Origin of the sequence: Romboutsia sp. Marseille-P6047 (assembly GCF_900604535.1) — a bacterium.
In the GTDB taxonomy this organism is placed as follows: Bacteria; Bacillota; Clostridia; order Peptostreptococcales; family Peptostreptococcaceae; genus Romboutsia_E.
On sequence record NZ_UWOT01000014.1, the window covers coordinates 62448 to 80094 of the forward strand.

Below are 17647 nucleotides of genomic sequence, written 5' to 3' on the forward strand. Positions count from 1 at the left end.
ATTATAAATATCAATATTTGTAAATAAGTGTAAATATAAAAAAGACATGCTTCAAAATAAAATTTTAGCATGCCTTTTTTACTATATATTATTATTATTTTTTTTTATAAATTCTATAATTTCTCTTGGTGCATCTTTTATAATATTAACTGCATATACTTCTCCTAAACATCCTGCTTCTTCAGCAGCTAAATCTAGGGCATTCTTAACTTCTTGCTCTTCACCAGTTATAGCTACAGTAACTAAAGCAAGACCAATCTCTTTTACTCCAACTAGCTTTACATCAAAGGACTTTAACATAACAGTTATTGCTTGTAATGAGCTTATAAATCCTTTTGTTTCTATAAGTCCTATAACATTAGTCATTTAGATTGCCTCCTCTTCAAATATTTTGCCCTACCTCTTACTTATATTATACTCTTTTTAATTTTTTTGGACTCTGTTTATTTAAATTTACACATATAAATAAACCTAATAAAAGTTTATTAAAAAACTTCATTAGGTTTATTCTCTAATCAGCTAATTCTACTGTAGAACTTTTTTTAACTTCACTATTTTTATTTGCCCAATAATTTGCAAGTACGGATACTGAAAAAGCATGCCATATACCTGCTATTGCTGGTGCAATTGCTGCCTGTGGTGCAAAGTGAGCCATAGCAATGGTTGTTGCTAAAGTTGCATTCTTCATACCTGTTTCTATTGAAAGTACTCTTCTTTTTTCTTCACTAAATCCTATTTTACTAGCTACTATATATCCTCCAATATAACCTAGTAAATTATGAACTATAACTGCTAATGCTACAAATATAACTGATATAGTTAATTTATTTACATTAGCACTAACTATTCCCCTACTAAAACTACCATAGCTAATCCTGATATTGATGGTAATATTCTTACACATTTTTGTGTAAGCTTGCTAAAAAATCTATGACATATATAACCTAATAGTATAGGTAATATAACAACTTTTGTTATTGATATAAACATTCCAACTACGTTAATTTGAACCCACTGACCTGCAAATAAAAGAATAAATGCCGGTGTTATTATAGGTGCTAGTATTGTAGCTATCGTTGTAAACGTTACAGATAAAGCAACATCCCCTTTTGCTATAAAGCTCATTACATTTGATGTTACTCCACCAGGACATGAGCCTAACAATATAAGTCCTACTGCAAGTTCCCCTGACAAATTAAATAGTTTTGCAATTATAAATGCACTTAATGGCATTATTATATATTGTGCTAATGTTCCCAATACTACATCCTTAGGTCTTTTTACAATTAAAGTAAAATCTTCTTTCTTTAAGGTCATTCCCATACCAAACATTATAAAACCTAATATAGTGTTCATATTAGGTACTACGCCTAAAAATATATTTGGGTTAAAATAAGCTATTATTGATGCTATTAATACCATTAAAGACATGTATTTCTTAACAAATACTCCCATTTTATCTACAAAATCCATAATTCATTCCCCTTAACCTTTAATACTCACAATCTACGAATTAGCTTTATTAAATTATAATTTTTGATGTAACTACTAGTTTGGAATAAATTATAAAACGTAGATATATAAATACTTTAGTTTTATGTTTTATTTTAATAATAGCATAACTTTTGTATATTAAAATATTTTTCAGAATTTTCTAAATATATTTAATTTGCAATAGATCTACTTATTATATATAATTTTTATATGATAAATTATATATAATAAATATCATATAATAAAAAGTTCTAAATAACTAATTATTTGCTTATATGTATTTATAATATATAGGCTTTTTATTTAATCAAAATTATCTGTAATTATATCTTTATTAATAGTTTACTTAAAATTTTAAAATTTAATATTATAGGGGGTAACAAAATGAGTAATGGTAAATCAAATTCTAAGGAAAAAGAATTTAAACCATTTATATCAGCTGATAAAGTTCTTCCTGAGTTTACAATTACATCTATTGTATTAGGATGTATATTAGCTGTAGTATTCGGAGCTGCAAATGCGTATTTAGGACTTAGGGTTGGTATGACTGTCAGTGCTTCTATACCTGCTGCTGTTATATCAATGGGAGTTATAAGAGTTATATTAAGAAAAGACTCTATACTTGAAAATAATATAGTTCAGACTATAGGTTCTGCAGGTGAGTCTTTAGCTGCTGGCGCTATATTTACTTTACCTGCTTTATTTATATGGATGAAAGAGTGGTCAATGCCAAGCCCTAGTTTATTAAAAATTGCCCTTATTGCTTTATGTGGTGGTTTACTTGGTGTTTTATTTATGATTCCTCTAAGAAAAGCTTTAATAGTTAAAGAACATGGTGTGCTACCTTATCCAGAAGGAACAGCTTGTGCTGAAGTCTTACTTGCTGGAGAAGAAGGTGGTTCTAAAGCTTCAGTAGTTTTTGCTGGACTTGGAATTTCTATGCTATATAAATTTATTACTGATGGTCTAAAGTTATTTCCAAGTGAAATTGAATGGGAAATTCCAGGCTATAAAAATGCTGCATTTGGTATAGATGTACTTCCTGCTCTTTTAGGTGTTGGTTATATATGCGGATATAAAATATCAGGATATATGTTTGCTGGAGCTATAATAGGATGGTTAGTTTTAATTCCATTAATAGGTTTATTCGGTGCCAATGCTACAATCTTCCCTGCAGCTGTTCCTATAAGTGAACTAGGATATTGGGGAATTTGGAGTAACTATATAAAATATATGGGAGCTGGCGCTGTTGCTTTTGGCGGTATTTTAAGCCTTATAAAATCTCTTCCACTTATAATAAATACATTTGCTAAAGCAATGAAGGACTATTCTAATAGAGACTCATCTAGCAATTCATTAAGAACTGATAGAGACTTACCTATGAATATAGTTTTAATAGGCATACTATTAGTCGTTGTTGCTATATGGCTTTTACCATCTATTCCTGTTAATTTTATAGGTGCATTACTTATAGCTGTATTTGGTTTCTTCTTCGCAACAGTATCATCTAGAATAGTTGGTATAGTTGGTAGTAGCAACAACCCTGTGTCTGGTATGGCTATAGCTACTTTACTTATATGTACTATTATACTTAAATCTTCTGGTCTTACAGGACATGAAGGTATGATAGGAGCTATATCTATAGGATCTGTTATATGTATAATAGCTGCAATAGCAGGAGATACTTCTCAAGATTTAAAAACAGGTTTTTTAGTAGGTTCTACTCCTAAAAAACAACAAATAGGCGAAATTATAGGTGTTATAATTTCTGCTCTTACAATAGGTGCTGTATTATATTTATTAAATGCAGCGTGGGGGTTTGGATCAAAAGAAATTCCTGCTCCTCAAGCTACATTAATGCAATTAGTTGTTGAAGGTGTTATGGATGGTAATTTACCTTGGGCATTTATATTTGCTGGCGCTGCTATAGCTTTAGCTGTAGAAATATTAGGTATACCTGTGCTTCCATTTGCAATAGGTTTATATCTTCCAATACATTTAAGTGCAGGTATAATGTCTGGTGGATTAATTAGATTATTCCTTGAAAAAAGAAAATCTAAATCTGAGGATTGTAAAAAAGAAGAGATCAATAGAGGTATATTATATACATCTGGACTTATCGCTGGTGAAGGATTAGTCGGTGTATTACTTGCAATCTTTGCTATAATACCGCTTAGTAATGGTAGCCTTGCTGATTTTTTAGATTTATCTAGATTTAGCTTAGGTAAAATTGGATCGATAATATTCTTTATAGTTTTAATACTTACTTTACTTAAAGCTACTATTTGGTATAAAGAAAAAAGTAAATCAGCTTAAAAATACCTATAAATAATCTAGGAGTATTCAGATGAAAAAATTTAGTAAAAAGAATAAAAATTATTTAGACTTTATACCAATTATAAATCCTAAAATAAGTTGGTATGTAAATGATAAAAATATAGTTGTATTAGAAGTAAAAAGAACTGGCTTTTTTGATAAAGTAGCCCAAAAAATATTTCATGCTCCACCTAAAAGCGAAATAAAATTAGATAAATTTGGAAGCTTTATATGGAAATGTATAAATGGTAAAAAATCTGTTTTTGAAATTTCTAAAGAAGTAAAAGAGCATTTCGGAAATGAAGCTGAACCATTATTAGATAGATTAATCACATTCTTTAATATACTAGTTAATAATAAATTTATTACTTTCAATAAAAAAAGAGAGATTTAATATAAAATATAAAATGAGCTATCTTAGATAAAATTTATCCTAATGATAGCTCTATTTTTTTAATTAAATGTATATACCAGGTATAAAAATGCTGTTATAAAATAAAAGGCCCTTAGTAAAACTAAGCGCCTTTTGTTTTATAACTTTATTTTAAAACTATTTTCTTGAATTTTTTCTTTCCACGTTTTAATACTAAACCTTCATCAGCTAAATCATCTTTAGTAAATGTAGCTTTTACATCTGTTACTTTTTCCCCATCTACAGTTACTCCACCTTGCTCTATATTTCTTCTAGCTTCTGATCTAGTAGGAGCAAGCTCTGCTTTAACTAATAATGTTATTAAATCTACTTTTCCATCAGTTAAATCAGATTCCTCTATTTCAGTTGTTGGCATATTTTCATGAGATGCACCAGAGAATAATGCTCTTGAACTTTCCTGAGCTTTCATAGCCTCTTCTTCACTATGAACAAGTTTAGTTAATTCAAATGCTAAAACTTCCTTAGCTTCGTTTATTCTATTACCTTCCCACTTCTCTATTTCTTCTATTTTTTCAATCGGTAAGAATGTTAACATACGCATACATTTAAATACATCTGCATCTGAAACATTTCTCCAGTATTGATAGAATTCGAATGGAGTGGTTTTATTAGGATCTAGCCACACAGCACCATTTGCTGTTTTACCCATTTTGTTTCCTTCTGAGTTAAGAAGTAATGTTATAGTCATTGCATATGCATTTTCTCCTAACTTACGTCTTATTAAGTCAGTACCAGCAAGCATATTACTCCATTGGTCATTTCCACCTAATTGCATTTGGCATCCATATTTTTCATATAAATGATAGAAATCATAAGCTTGCATTATCATGTAATTAAATTCTAAGAAGCTAAGACCTCTTTCCATTCTATTTTTATAGCATTCAGCTGTAAGCATTCTATTAACACTGAAATTAGCTCCAACTTCTCTCAATAATTCTACATAATTTAAATCTAATAACCAATCTGCATTATTAACTAATAAAGCTTTATCTTCTCCAAAATCTATGAATTTACTCATTTGTTTTTTAAAGCATTCACAGTTGTAGTTTATTTGCTCTGCAGTCATCATTTGTCTCATATCTGTTCTTCCAGATGGATCACCTACCATAGTTGTTCCTCCACCTACAAGAGCTATAGGTTTATTTCCTGCCATTTGTAATCTCTTCATTAAGCATAAAGCCATAAAGTGACCAACATGTAAACTATCTGCAGTAGCATCAAATCCTATATAAAATGTTGCTTTACCTGTGTTTATAAGTTCTTTTAATTCATCTTCATCAGTTATTTGAGCTACTAATCCTCTTGCAACTAATTCATCATATACTGTCATAGTCATTTCCATTCTCTCCTTACATATTATTTTAATAATTTACTTTTTTAAGTATAAAAAAAGCTCTCATCCTATAAAAGGACGAAAGCTATGCTTACGTGTTACCACCTTAATTTATTAATATTTCGCAATATTAACCTCAATAAGTACACTAAGTGTATACCTTAGCACTGTAACGTGTGCTACTACGATATCCCCCTACTAAAATTCATTTCAAGGGTACTGCTCCAAGATGTATTTCGAAAAACTTGTTTATTTCCTCTCACCAACCGGAAACTCTCTGAAAAACTACATCAATCTACTTCTTCTTTTCTTAGCTTTAATTTTTAAAATTGTTAATTCTAATATATGTGGATTTTTAAGTTTTGTCAACCTTTTTTATTATTATATATAATTTTTTCTATAATTATGTAATATTGTTAACTATATATTAATTTATCTACATAATTATTTACTAATCCTATTTGTTTTATTCTTATATTTATTTTTTTATCTAAAATTATATTACTAGCAATTAATATAAATGTTGTTATTTTAAATAAAATACTATACACAACACTGTTATTATTGAAAAAATTCTTATGTATGATGGCTTTTTATTTTTTAATATTAAATAGTTTTGAATCAGTGTAAAAGCATCTCTTATTACAAAATAAAAACATACATACTCTGAAGATATTAAAATAGTTTTTATATATGTTTGATCTACTTTTATCCCAATAATATTTAAAACTTCTATTAATACTATATATATTGAGCAATAATAAAATACATTCTTAGAACAACATATATATCTTCCACAAGCCTTAAAATTTTTAATCATATAAAGCTTTTTCTTAGAATTATCTTTTAGTATATTTAGCTTTTTACCTAAAAATAATGATAAACAATAAATGCTAAATATAGTTCCCATTGGAAGTAGGGCTATACACATATAATAAACTAAGTTTGCATATTTTTTTATATGTAACATATTTGCATATCCTTGAAACTCATTCATAAAGCTATATCCTATTAAAGCTGATGCATATATATCTATAAATACCATAAGTATAACTCCAACTATAGATCCATACACAAAATCATCTACTATAGTTGTAGTCTTTGTCAATAGTATCCCACATAGTATTCCAAGTATAATACTCTGACTCATCCATATCGCAGTTCCTATATTACCTAAAACTAAAGAAACTATAACCAATGAACTTATACTTGATAAAACTGTATATTTAAAGCCACATTTTAAATATATTATACAAAAAAATACAGGAATTACAAAATCTAAATAAGCTGCATACCCAATACCTGTTCCTATAGCTATAATCGTAATAACAATAAACAAGGATGTTAATAACGCTGCTTCAGTTAATTTTTTCGTAGAATTCAATTTATAAACCTCCATACCTTATTTATAAATTTTTATATCATTTAGTTTAAAGTATATCACTTTTTCCAAGATAATACACATTTAATAATTTCAACTTCTATTATTTTTGTTATAATAAACAAAAATGAATTGGAGGTAGAGTATGTTTAAAATAAAACATTTCAATGAACTTACAGCTAATGATATGTATGAAATAGCTAAATCTAGGTATGAAGTTTTTGCTTGTGAACAACAAATTTTTTGTGAAAATGACTTTGATAATCTTGATAAAAATTGTTATCATATATTTTTAGAAGAAGAAGACAAGGTTATATCTTATGCCAGAATAATTCCTAAAAAGTTTAGCTCTTATGGAGAAGCTTCAATAGGTAGGGTACTAGTTTTATCTGACTTTAGAAATAATGGCATCGCTAAGAAGATGATTTTAACATCTATTGAGTTTATTCAAAATATACTAAACGAAAGTCATATTATTTTATCATCACAAGAATACATAAAAGATCTTTATATATCTTGCGGGTTTAAAGAGATATCTGATCCTTACATTGAAGCTAATATTCCTCATATCAAAATGAAGCTCTAATAAATAGAATAATAAAAATTGGCAGATAACAAAATAATCTGCCAATTTTTATTATATGTAATTATATAAATAACTAAATTTTATATAAAATTAGTCATTATTTTATTTTCATAAACAGGTTTATTAACTTCTAGCTTTCTTCCTGCTTCTATACATTTTAAAAGCCAAGCCATATTCTCTCCTAAAGTTCTCATTGTTTGTAGGCCTTCCTCATCCTTTAATACATCCTCTGGAGTAAATCCATGAACTTGATTCCAGTACTGAGATGATACTATAGGCATATTACTTATAGTAAAATACTTATTTAATTGGTCAAAGGTTGCACTAGCTCCTCCACGTCTACAGGATACTACTGATGCTCCAAGTTTAGTAGCCATTTTACTTCCACCTGTGTAAAATAATCTATCAAGAAATGAAGTTATCTGGCCACTAGCACCTGCATAATATACTGGTGACCCTGCAATAATACCATCAATACTATCAAGTTGCTCTACTATTTCATTTACTTTATCATTCCATACACATTTTCCAGTTTTTTTACAACTTCCACATGCTATACATCCTGAAATAGGCTTATTTCCAAGATAAAGTATCTCCGTTTCTATATTATGTTTATTTAATATTTTTTCTACTTCATGAAGAGCTGTATAAGTACATCCATATTTATTTGGACTTCCATTTATCATTAATACTTTCATAATTTCACCCCTATATAAGTTTTGTATATATTTATTGTATACAACTCTATTTATATGGTAAAGTACGCACATTTATGTTAGATACTTCCTAAAATGATAGTATAAAAGGTATTCTATTTATATACTATTAATAATATCCTTAGCTATTTTTCTATCATCAAAATCATATTTAATATTACCTATAATTTGATAGGTTTCATGTCCTTTTCCTGCTATTAATATAATATCATTTTTATTTGATAATCTTATTGCCTTTTCTATCGCTTGCTTTCTATCTTCTATTACTAAAAAGTTATTTATACTTTTATCTATTCCTAATAATATATCATCAATTATATCTAAAGGTTTTTCTTTTCTTGGATTATCTGAAGTTATTATTGTTATATCTGAGTTATCCTGAGCTATTTTACCCATAATTGGTCGTTTTTGTTTATCTCTATCTCCACCACACCCAAAAACTGTAATTACTTTTCCTTTAGAAAATTCTTTTATTGTACTTAATATATTTTCTAATGCATCTGGCGTATGAGCATAATCTACTATTACATTTATACCCTTATTATTTTGTACAATTTCAAATCTACCTTCTATTCCCTTAGATGTTTTAAGACCTTTTTGTATAATATCAATTGGTATATTTAGTATATAACAGGCGCTTATCACTGCTAAGGTATTGTATATTGTAAATTTTCCAGGTACTGGAACAATTATTTTTGCTTCATATGTAGGTGTAACTACAGTATATGAAACTCCCTTTGAATTCATTTTTATATCTTTAGCTACAAAATCAGCTTTATTTTCTATTGAATATGTATAATATGGTGTCTTTATATTTTTTATATGATTTAATATTATTCTACCTGATTCATCATCTATATTTATAATATTAGCATTTTGGGTTTTATGAAATAATCTTTCTTTTACATCTCTATATTCATTTAAGTCTTTATGAAAATCCAAATGATCCTCAGTTAAATTCGTAAATATCCCTAAATTAATATTTATACCTTCAATTCTATTTAATGCCAATGAATGAGATGATACTTCCATTGCACAATATTCACAGTTATTATTTAACATATTGAAAAAGCTTCTTTGTAAATCTAAAGATTCTGGAGTTGTATTTTTAGAAGTTATCTCATTCTTTCCATCATCAATTTTTATAGTACCTATTAATCCACATTTTCTTTTAACATTTAAGACCTGACTTAAAAATGTTGAAATGCTTGTTTTTCCATTAGTTCCGGTTATACCTATTATATTAATTTTTTCACTTGGATTATTGTAAAAATTGCTAGCTAGCTTTGCCATTGCGTCTTTTGTATTTTTTACCTTTATGTATGTATATCCACTTATCATATCTACATCTTCATTTATTAAAAATGCTATTGCACCATTATCTTTAGCACTTTTAATAAACTTATGTCCATTTACATTTAATCCATTTACACATATGAATAAGCCATTTTTTTTAATATTTCTAGAGTCATATTCTATATTTTCAATATCTATATTACAGTTACCATATGTGCTTATTATATCTATGTTTTCAATAATCTTATATAACTTCATAATACACCACCTATCTAAATTCTATATAATTATAGATATGCATATAATTTGAAAACTTGTACTTTTTAAGTTGCTTTACTATATAAATTATAATATTTATTCTACTTCCAATAAAAGATAGAATAATACTATCTTTAGAAATAGATTTATTCCATCTTTTATTTATTTTGATAAGTCCTCAACTTATTTAATATATCTTCATTTTCTTTTAAAAAATTTGTAACTTCCTCTATTCTTATAAGTGTTTCTATATTAATCGTATGTTCTATCTTTTCTGTTTCTTCATGTATGTAATTACTAAGTCCAATAGTTTTTAAAAATGTATAAATAATATTATGTCTATCAAATAATCTTTTACCAACTATAGTACCTATACCTGTTAATTGTATATAGCCATATTTTCTATATATTAATAATTTTTTAGATTCTAACTTTTTTATCATCTTAGTTACAGATGGTGGCTTTATATTTAATGATGTTGCAATTTCTTTTAGTTTTATTTTCTCTTCTTGCAAAGATAATCTATAAATCATTTCTATATAATCTTCTTCACTTGGCGTAAGCGAGTTATATTTCATGTATTCATTAAATGTATAATAATCTTCTCTACTCTTCATAGAATCACCCCACTATATGGACTTATATTAATTTATATTAAAAAAAATTACATTAATTACTATAATTTGATTTTTTTAAGTAACAATCATATATATCTGTGCATAACTTAAATTAAGAATGTTAGCTTAGGCTAAAAATTTACTTGGAGGTGTATCATGAAGAAGCTTGCTGATATTCAGGTTAAAAATACAGTTAAAGTCGAAAGACTTTTATCTAATGGAAATTTAAGAGAAAGAATGCTAGCACTTGGCTTAACTGAAGGTGCTTTAATAGATGTAGTTAGAAAAGGTCCAAAAAATAATTTAACAGTTTACAACATTAGGGGAACTAAAATAGCTTTAAGAAATGAAGAAAGTAATTTGATTTTAGTATCAACACTTTAACTTATCATTATATTTAAAGGGGGATTAAAAATGGGATTAACTCATCAGAGTACTAAAACAAAATCTTTAAAAGACATGTTTGATATTGAAAAAAAAGAAGATCAATATGTAATAGCTTTAGCTGGCAATCCAAATACAGGGAAAAGTACCGTATTCAATTATTTAACAGGACTTAAACAACATACTGGTAACTGGCCTGGTAAAACTGTAGCTACAGCCCGTGGTGATTTTAATCATAAAAATAAAGACTATGCTTTAATAGACTTACCTGGAACATACTCATTATTTGCATTATCTCAAGAAGAAATTGTTGCAAGAGATTTTATTTGCTTTGGTAATCCAGATGCAGTTATAGTTGTATGTGATGCTAACTGTTTAGAAAGAAATCTAAACTTAGTTTTCCAGGTAATGGAACTTACTAATAAGGTTATTTTATGTATTAATTTAATAGATGAAGCCAAAAAGAAAGGCATTTTGATTAATAGAAATATATTAGAAGAAGAACTTGGTATTCCAGTTGTTTTAACTGCAGCTCGTTCTGGTTATGGCATGAATGATTTGTTAGAAGCTATAGATAAAGTTTCATCTGAAAAATATAATTTTAAAAATAAATATATAACTTATGGGGAGAATATAGAAAATAATGTAAATTTAATAAAAGATGAATTACACGAGTTGATCCCACAACTTAATCCTAGATGGCTAGGACTTAGACTTATAGATGGTGATAAGAGCATTTTAGAGTCTATGGATAAATATATAACTTTTGATTATAAAGGTTCGCTTAATAAAATAAAAGATAAAATACCTAAGATAAATTCTGATAAAAATATAAGGGATCAGTTTAGCAAAACTAATTATGATATGGCTAATATTTTAAGCTCTAAATCCACTATAGTAGAATCTAAAAATAAATTAGATAGAGATGAAAGAATAGATAAAATACTTACTTCAAAGTATTTTGGAATGCCTATAATGCTTTTATTGCTTGCCTTTATACTTTGGCTAACTATAGAAGGTGCTAACTATCCATCAGAGTTATTATCAAACTTCTTATTTGGCTTGCAGCCTAAACTTACAGGCGCTTTAAATTCAATTAATGCGCCTACTTGGCTAAATGGAATGCTTGTAGATGGTCTTTATAAAACTTTAGCATGGGTTGTATCTGTTATGCTACCACCTATGGCTATATTCTTCCCATTATTCACATTATTAGAAGATTTTGGTTATTTGCCTAGAGTTGCATTTAATTTAGACCATTTATTTAAAAAAGCTTGCTGTCACGGTAAACAATGTTTAACTATGTGTATGGGGTTTGGATGTAATGCCGCTGGAGTTATTGGTTGTAGAATCATAGATTCTCCTAGAGAAAGACTTATAGCTATACTTACTAATAATTTTGTGCCATGTAACGGTAGATTTCCTACTTTAATAGCTATATCTACTATTTTCTTTACATCTATAATTACTAACTCTGCATTATCTAGCATATCTACTGCTTTATGTATTACTCTACTTATAATATTTGGTGTTCTTATAACACTTCTTGTATCTTATATTTTATCTAAAACTTTGCTTAAAGGTGTTACTTCTACTTTCACATTAGAACTACCACCTTATAGAGCACCTCAAATCGGTAGAGTTATTTATACATCTATAGTCGATAGAACTATATTCGTGTTAGGTAGAGCTATAACAATTGCTATACCTGCAGGCATAATTATTTGGCTATGTGCAAATATATATATTGGAGACACTAGTATATTGGTTCATGTAGCAAACTTCTTAGATCCTTTAGCTAAAGTAATAGGGTTAGATGGATTTATATTGCTAGCATTTATACTAGGTTTTCCTGCAAATGAAATAGTAATACCAATACTATTAATGGCTTATTTATCTACTGGATCAATGATTGATCTTGATACATTTGCTCTAGGTAACGTTTTAGTTGAACATGGATGGACATATTTGACAGCTCTTAATGTTATGTTATTTAGTTTACTTCATTGGCCATGTGCAACTACTTTATTAACTATAAAAAGAGAAACTGGTAGTTTAAAATGGACTGCAATTGGTTTTTTATTACCTACTTGTATAGCTTTTGTTGTTTGTTTTATAACAACTAGTGTGTATAATTTATTTATATAATAAAAGTCTGGAATTACCCAGACTTTTATTATATATCATATTATAAATCTTATGCTTTAAATATTGTATTTCCTTCTTTTATTGTTTCAACTACATTTATATTTTTTATTTCTTGTGGATCTACTTCTAAAATATTTTTATCAAGAATTACAAAGTCAGCATATTTTCCTTCTTCTATACTTCCTTTTATATCTTCTTCAAAGTATTGATAAGCTGCATTTATTGTTACAGCTTTTAAGGCTTCTATAACTGGTATTTTATGTTCTTCACCTAATACTCTGCCTGATTGTGTTTTTCTATTTACAGCATTGTGTATTCCTAGTAATTGATTTGGTAATTTTACTGGTGGATCTTGGTGTAGTGTAAATTTAATCCCCATCTTTAATGCCCATCCAAGAGGTGATATATTTTGAGCTCTTTGTGGACCAAATACTGACTCATAGTGATAATCACCCCAATACCAAACATGGTCATTAAAGAATGTAGGCACTGCTCCAACTTTTTTTACTCTATCCATTTGGTCTTTTCTTAATGCTTGACAATGTACCATAACTGGTCTTAATTCAGAACCATGTCCTGTTATCTCCATAGCTTTTTCATAGCATCTTAAGAATTGCTCACAAGCTAAATCACCATTTGTATGAACATTAACTTGTAAGTTATTATTTATACAATTTACAAAATATTCTGTTACTACTTCATCAGTTTGAGTTCCATAACCAGAATAATCACTTGGTTGACCTTCTGGAACTTCATAATAAGGCTCACTTAACCAAGCTGTCTTACCTTGTGGAGAACCATCTAACCATGTTTTAGCTCCTGCTAATTTATAGTGATTAAAGTATTCTCTCTTTGGAGTTCCTTCATTTTTCATTTGATTAAATGTTGAAAATTGTGTAGATAGTCCAACAATATCAATTATATGCTGATTTTTATTTGCTAGTGCTAATAATAATTCATTATAATGATTATTCTCATCAACAGATGCATCTTGAGTTGTTGTTATACCCATAGATGCATATAATTTTTCACATTTAATTATACTTTCTAGTACTTTTTCCATTCCAAACTCAGGTGTTACTTTTTTCTTTTCTTCATCCAAGATAGCATTTTCTTCTAAGACACCGTTAGCTTCTCTACTTCCTTCAACAGTTCTTACAACTCCACCTTCTGGAACTACATAATCTACACCACCATATCCATACTTTTCTAATCCTAAACTGTTAACAACTGCTATATGTCCTGAAGCATGACTTATAGTTATAGGATATTCTGTAGTAACTTGATCTAAATCAAACTTAGTTGGATGTTGACCATCTGGGAACTTAGAGTTATCATACCCAAATCCAATTATCCAATCTCCTTTTTTCATACTATCTTTGTTCATCTTATAATATTCTTTTAAGCTTTGAATAATTTCTTCTTTTGATTTAACTTCACTTAGAGGAACTATCATTAATACTTGAGCTTGAGCAACTAAATGTCCATGTGGATCATAAAATCCTGGAACCATAGTTTTTCCCTCTAAATCTATTAACTTAGTGTTTTCATCTTTATTTGATAAAATATCTTCATTTGATCCAACTTTTGCTATCTTACCATTCTCAACTAAAACAGCTTCAGCAATTGTATTTTTATCATCTACTGTTATAACCTTACCATTAAAGTAAATAGTTCTTTGCATTTTATTTCCTCCTAGTGTATACGATTAGTCTAAATATAATTTTAAAACAGCTATATTTAACTTTGCTGTTTACAAGACTTAGTTTATTTATAATTTAGTTTATAGTCAATGTTCATATCTTTAAATATAGCTGTAAATTCAAATTATTCATAAACTATAATTATTATTTCTATTGATAGAGTTTTTTATTAATTATTTTTGTATACCCTAAAAATTCAATTATAATATCTATTATTTCATCTTTATTATCAATAACCAAATTATTCTTATTATTCCATATTTCTTCAAACATGTTATCACACATATCTTTAAATTTATTATCTATTATAATTCCATATTCATTTATATTATCACTATAAATAGGTACTAATTTAGTATTTTTAGATAAATATAATGATGATTTTCTCTTATTATATTTATCTTATATTCTATATGTTTTTCTATTTGATTTAAGCTTAAGGTTACTTTATTTTCACCATATATTTCTTTGGCTATTTGATCAAATAAATCTTCCGGCATAAATATCTCATTTATATTTCCTAAAACTATTCTTAAATCTTTATCTAATATATACTGAGTATATAAATTATGTTTAATAATTGATGTAACAGCTTTCATCTTATATATAAGTTTACCTTTTAATCTTATTGAATTTTTTTGAATAAATATAAATTTAAATATTATATAATAATTTTATATAAAAAAGATTATATATCAAAGTATAAATTTATAATTACTTTGATATATAATCTTTAATAATTATTACTTTAGTATTAGTATTTTATTAACCTAGTTTTATTTTTAATAAAGTTAATAAATTATAGTTAAGCTTATATGGTATATTTAGCATTTGATGATATAACCTCTGTCTATTAATAGTATTTCTAACAAACTTCTTAAAATTATTATATTTTTTCCTTTCTTTTATAAATTGTATTGTTTCTTTTTCATTCATCAATAATATATCTGGTCTATAAAAATATATAAATTCATCTTGTGGTAACTTAAAATGTTTTTTAAGTGCATATACAACTTCTTTTTTATATTTACATATGTTAGTAAAATATTTATAAGACTTTGGATTTCTTTTTACATCATCTGATTTTCTTATGCCTAACTTATACCCATTATCAATCTTTTCCACAATATCTAATTCAAAGAAATTAGTTATAGTATCAATTCCACCTATAACAGTTATTTCTTTATTTTCTCTTAATTCAAATTGTAAATGAACTGTTTCTCCATTTACTTTAGGATTTATTATTATAGTTTCTACTATGCTGAAAGAAGATTTCTTCTTTGCTGCTTCTTTACTCACGTCATTTTCCTCCACTTATTTAGTTAGATTATTTAGTAAACTAACAGTTAGTAAATAATCTACTATATTAAGCTTTAATTAGTCAATAATATTTTCCAAATTTTATTTAACCTTTGATAAAAGTTTTATACAATAAATAACATTTTACTTTTTTGCCACTAATAGATTTTTGTGTTTACTCCATAAATATGTTTTTTTGTGTATTATATTGTAGTTATTTGATAAATTTTATACTTTTTTTTAAGATGATATAATACCTCTAATATAGTAGAATTAAATTAAAGGACATGTACTTATGTTCTAACTGGGGGGATATGAATGGTTGTTTTCACTCTTATTAGTTTATCTATGATTAGTCTTTGTATAATTTATTTTCTATCTATGGTTTGTATTCAATTAAATCGTATTATGAGTATAAATTTATTACTAGGAATGGATGTTACTAAATTGTATTCCGATGATGATTTTAATGATAATAAAGACTACATTGATTCATTAATAAATAATTCGGCTATGTTTCTTTATAAAACTGTAGATAAAATTAAAAAACATATTTAAAAGCCTAGGATTAATGCCTAGGCTTTCATATTATTAAATATTTCATCATTTTTAGTTACACATGCATTTTGAGGGTCTATTTCTTTACACTTAAGATGATGATAATATGATTTATTTATATTTCCAATTTCAAAATTACATACACAAAGGCTCAAGTTTACATTAAAGTCTATACATCCTATACACTCACATTCACATAAATTAAACTCACTAAAATTCTCTAATTTTAATATAATTTCATACCATGATATTGCTTTTCTATACTCTTTTTGAATTTCAAAAGACTCTGCTATATCATATAAAACCCCAATATTAGGTGAAATATATTCAAAACATTTATAAAAGTAAGTTCTAGCCTTTTCATGATCATTTAAATATAAATAACACTTTCCAATCTTACGTAAAGAATCAACTAACTCTTCCACCCATATACATTTTTTTATAAATTCTTCTAATATAGATATCGCTTTTTCATAATATTTATTACAATACAATTCTTTTCCGTAATAATACAGATCTCTATCACTTAAAGTATTTCCACTTTCTATATTTTTTTCATATAAAATCAGATTCCTATCTGTTACAGTTTTCAATTTATTATGAATTATAGATATATCACTATCAAAAACTTCACCTTCTACATCTATATATTCATGGACAAATCCTATCCACCTAAAATTTTTTATTCTTTTTACAATTCGATTTCTTCTCCCTATAAAAGAAATACAATTATTATTTTTCTTTAACATATTCGTTTCAAGTGTTACTACATCTATATCATCACTTAAACTTTCTTTTAAAGTTTTCAGTTTATTCTTATTTTCTTTATCAAAATATTCATCTGCATCCAGCCATAATATATAATCTTTGCTAGATTTGCTAAATGAAAAATTTCTAGCTTCAGAAAAATCATCATTCCACTTAAAATCGAATATCTTATCTGTAAAATCCATAGCTATTTCTTTTGTTTTATCAATAGATCCTGTATCTACAATTATAATTTCGTCTACTACTCCCGCTACGCTATTTAAACATCTTTTTATTACATCTTCTTCATCTCTAACTATCATACATAAACTTAAGCTTATCATTATGACATTCTCCTTAATTTATAGTCATACCATA

At 26.9% G+C, this 17647-nt stretch carries 18 protein-coding genes and 1 other annotated feature; of the genes, 6 read left to right on the top strand and 12 right to left on the bottom strand.

The window, feature by feature from the left end; genetic code table 11:
- Nucleotides 1-81: 81 nt before the first annotated feature.
- The 3 genes from EIH23_RS13025 to EIH23_RS13035 all read right to left on the bottom strand — a co-directional run bounded on the left by EIH23_RS13025 (nucleotide 82) and on the right by EIH23_RS13035 (nucleotide 1473).
- Nucleotides 82-366: a BMC domain-containing protein gene (locus tag EIH23_RS13025; RefSeq protein WP_122640805.1), complete on the bottom strand. Its 285-nt coding sequence runs from the start codon at nucleotides 364-366 to the stop codon at nucleotides 82-84.
- Nucleotides 367-511: 145 nt separating this feature from the next.
- A complete protein-coding gene (locus tag EIH23_RS13030; protein ID WP_122640807.1) occupies nucleotides 512-904 on the bottom strand; it encodes a bile acid:sodium symporter family protein in 393 nt (130 codons plus the stop codon).
- Complete coding sequence (locus tag EIH23_RS13035; RefSeq protein WP_122640809.1) at nucleotides 844-1473, bottom strand: bile acid:sodium symporter family protein; 630 nt, start codon at nucleotides 1471-1473, stop codon at nucleotides 844-846. The genes EIH23_RS13030 and EIH23_RS13035 overlap by 61 nt, the downstream gene beginning before the upstream one ends.
- 405 nt (nucleotides 1474-1878) lie before the next feature.
- Between EIH23_RS13035 and EIH23_RS13040 the strand changes: the two genes are divergently transcribed.
- Both EIH23_RS13040 and EIH23_RS13045 read left to right on the top strand, forming a co-directional pair.
- Complete coding sequence (locus EIH23_RS13040) at nucleotides 1879-3810, top strand: OPT family oligopeptide transporter (protein ID WP_122640811.1); 1932 nt, start codon at nucleotides 1879-1881, stop codon at nucleotides 3808-3810.
- Between the two features lie 31 nt (nucleotides 3811-3841).
- The gene (locus EIH23_RS13045; RefSeq protein WP_122640813.1) at nucleotides 3842-4204 is read left to right on the top strand and encodes a PqqD family protein; all 363 of its coding nucleotides are present in this window, start codon (nucleotides 3842-3844) and stop codon (nucleotides 4202-4204) included.
- Between the two features lie 145 nt (nucleotides 4205-4349).
- Here the strand turns inward: EIH23_RS13045 and tyrS are convergent, their stop codons facing one another.
- Nucleotides 4350-5573, bottom strand: coding sequence for a tyrosine--tRNA ligase (gene tyrS / locus EIH23_RS13050; protein ID WP_122640848.1), 1224 nt, complete (start codon nucleotides 5571-5573; stop codon nucleotides 4350-4352).
- 74 nt (nucleotides 5574-5647) lie between these two features.
- Nucleotides 5648-5897, bottom strand: a binding site (T-box leader).
- A 205-nt stretch (nucleotides 5898-6102) separates the two neighbouring features.
- Nucleotides 6103-6960: a DUF2232 domain-containing protein gene (locus tag EIH23_RS13055; RefSeq protein ID WP_243113412.1), complete on the bottom strand. Its 858-nt coding sequence runs from the start codon at nucleotides 6958-6960 to the stop codon at nucleotides 6103-6105.
- A gap of 142 nt (nucleotides 6961-7102) precedes the next feature.
- On the opposite strand from EIH23_RS13055, the gene EIH23_RS13060 reads away from it, so the two are divergent.
- A complete protein-coding gene (locus tag EIH23_RS13060; RefSeq protein ID WP_122640815.1) occupies nucleotides 7103-7543 on the top strand; it encodes a GNAT family N-acetyltransferase in 441 nt (146 codons plus the stop codon).
- A gap of 80 nt (nucleotides 7544-7623) precedes the next feature.
- On the opposite strand, the gene EIH23_RS13065 is transcribed toward EIH23_RS13060, so the two are convergent.
- The 3 genes from EIH23_RS13065 to EIH23_RS13075 all read right to left on the bottom strand — a co-directional run bounded on the left by EIH23_RS13065 (nucleotide 7624) and on the right by EIH23_RS13075 (nucleotide 10430).
- A complete protein-coding gene (locus EIH23_RS13065) occupies nucleotides 7624-8241 on the bottom strand; it encodes a flavodoxin family protein (RefSeq protein ID WP_122640817.1) in 618 nt (205 codons plus the stop codon).
- 117 nt (nucleotides 8242-8358) lie between these two features.
- Entirely contained in the window at nucleotides 8359-9813 is a 1455-nt protein-coding gene (locus tag EIH23_RS13070; protein WP_122640818.1) for a UDP-N-acetylmuramoyl-L-alanyl-D-glutamate--2,6-diaminopimelate ligase, read from the bottom strand.
- 158 nt (nucleotides 9814-9971) lie between these two features.
- Entirely contained in the window at nucleotides 9972-10430 is a 459-nt protein-coding gene (locus EIH23_RS13075) for a metal-dependent transcriptional regulator (RefSeq protein WP_122640820.1), read from the bottom strand.
- A gap of 156 nt (nucleotides 10431-10586) precedes the next feature.
- On the opposite strand from EIH23_RS13075, the gene EIH23_RS13080 reads away from it, so the two are divergent.
- Nucleotides 10587-10814 carry a FeoA family protein gene (locus tag EIH23_RS13080; protein WP_122640822.1) on the top strand — a complete coding sequence of 76 codons (228 nt, stop codon included), beginning with the start codon at nucleotides 10587-10589 and terminating at the stop codon, nucleotides 10812-10814.
- Nucleotides 10815-10844: 30 nt separating this feature from the next.
- Nucleotides 10845-12962, top strand: coding sequence for a ferrous iron transport protein B (gene feoB / locus EIH23_RS13085; protein ID WP_122640823.1), 2118 nt, complete (start codon nucleotides 10845-10847; stop codon nucleotides 12960-12962).
- A gap of 49 nt (nucleotides 12963-13011) precedes the next feature.
- Here the strand turns inward: feoB and EIH23_RS13090 are convergent, their stop codons facing one another.
- The 3 genes from EIH23_RS13090 to EIH23_RS13100 all read right to left on the bottom strand — a co-directional run bounded on the left by EIH23_RS13090 (nucleotide 13012) and on the right by EIH23_RS13100 (nucleotide 15964).
- Nucleotides 13012-14646 carry an amidohydrolase gene (locus tag EIH23_RS13090; protein WP_122640825.1) on the bottom strand — a complete coding sequence of 545 codons (1635 nt, stop codon included), beginning with the start codon at nucleotides 14644-14646 and terminating at the stop codon, nucleotides 13012-13014.
- Between the two features lie 366 nt (nucleotides 14647-15012).
- On the bottom strand, nucleotides 15013-15264 hold the full coding sequence (locus tag EIH23_RS13095) for a hypothetical protein (RefSeq protein ID WP_122640827.1): 252 nt from the start codon (nucleotides 15262-15264) through the stop codon (nucleotides 15013-15015).
- Nucleotides 15265-15430: 166 nt separating this feature from the next.
- Complete coding sequence (locus tag EIH23_RS13100; protein WP_122640828.1) at nucleotides 15431-15964, bottom strand: hypothetical protein; 534 nt, start codon at nucleotides 15962-15964, stop codon at nucleotides 15431-15433.
- 318 nt (nucleotides 15965-16282) lie between these two features.
- On the opposite strand from EIH23_RS13100, the gene EIH23_RS13105 reads away from it, so the two are divergent.
- Nucleotides 16283-16522 carry a hypothetical protein gene (locus tag EIH23_RS13105; protein ID WP_122640829.1) on the top strand — a complete coding sequence of 80 codons (240 nt, stop codon included), beginning with the start codon at nucleotides 16283-16285 and terminating at the stop codon, nucleotides 16520-16522.
- Nucleotides 16523-16539: 17 nt separating this feature from the next.
- Here EIH23_RS13105 and EIH23_RS13110 read toward each other — a convergent pair whose 3' ends face one another.
- Nucleotides 16540-17613, bottom strand: coding sequence for a glycosyltransferase (locus tag EIH23_RS13110; protein ID WP_122640830.1), 1074 nt, complete (start codon nucleotides 17611-17613; stop codon nucleotides 16540-16542).
- Nucleotides 17614-17647 lie beyond the last annotated feature (34 nt).

Excerpts from the sequence above, each read along its gene's own strand:
- EIH23_RS13025 (WP_122640805.1), bottom strand. The coding sequence starts at position 366 with ATGACTAATGTTATAGGACTTATAGAAACAAAAGGATTTATAAGCTCA.
- EIH23_RS13030 (WP_122640807.1), bottom strand. The coding sequence starts at position 904 with ATGTGTAAGAATATTACCATCAATATCAGGATTAGCTATGGTAGTTTT.
- EIH23_RS13035 (WP_122640809.1), bottom strand. The coding sequence starts at position 1,473 with ATGGATTTTGTAGATAAAATGGGAGTATTTGTTAAGAAATACATGTCT.
- EIH23_RS13040 (WP_122640811.1), top strand. The coding sequence starts at position 1,879 with ATGAGTAATGGTAAATCAAATTCTAAGGAAAAAGAATTTAAACCATTT.
- EIH23_RS13045 (WP_122640813.1), top strand. The coding sequence starts at position 3,842 with ATGAAAAAATTTAGTAAAAAGAATAAAAATTATTTAGACTTTATACCA.
- tyrS (WP_122640848.1), bottom strand. The coding sequence starts at position 5,573 with ATGACAGTATATGATGAATTAGTTGCAAGAGGATTAGTAGCTCAAATA.
- EIH23_RS13060 (WP_122640815.1), top strand. The coding sequence starts at position 7,103 with ATGTTTAAAATAAAACATTTCAATGAACTTACAGCTAATGATATGTAT.
- EIH23_RS13065 (WP_122640817.1), bottom strand. The coding sequence starts at position 8,241 with ATGAAAGTATTAATGATAAATGGAAGTCCAAATAAATATGGATGTACT.
- EIH23_RS13070 (WP_122640818.1), bottom strand. The coding sequence starts at position 9,813 with ATGAAGTTATATAAGATTATTGAAAACATAGATATAATAAGCACATAT.
- EIH23_RS13075 (WP_122640820.1), bottom strand. The coding sequence starts at position 10,430 with ATGAAGAGTAGAGAAGATTATTATACATTTAATGAATACATGAAATAT.
- EIH23_RS13080 (WP_122640822.1), top strand. The coding sequence starts at position 10,587 with ATGAAGAAGCTTGCTGATATTCAGGTTAAAAATACAGTTAAAGTCGAA.
- feoB (WP_122640823.1), top strand. The coding sequence starts at position 10,845 with ATGGGATTAACTCATCAGAGTACTAAAACAAAATCTTTAAAAGACATG.
- EIH23_RS13090 (WP_122640825.1), bottom strand. The coding sequence starts at position 14,646 with ATGCAAAGAACTATTTACTTTAATGGTAAGGTTATAACAGTAGATGAT.
- EIH23_RS13095 (WP_122640827.1), bottom strand. The coding sequence starts at position 15,264 with ATGAAAGCTGTTACATCAATTATTAAACATAATTTATATACTCAGTAT.
- EIH23_RS13105 (WP_122640829.1), top strand. The coding sequence starts at position 16,283 with ATGGTTGTTTTCACTCTTATTAGTTTATCTATGATTAGTCTTTGTATA.
- EIH23_RS13110 (WP_122640830.1), bottom strand. The coding sequence starts at position 17,613 with ATGATAAGCTTAAGTTTATGTATGATAGTTAGAGATGAAGAAGATGTA.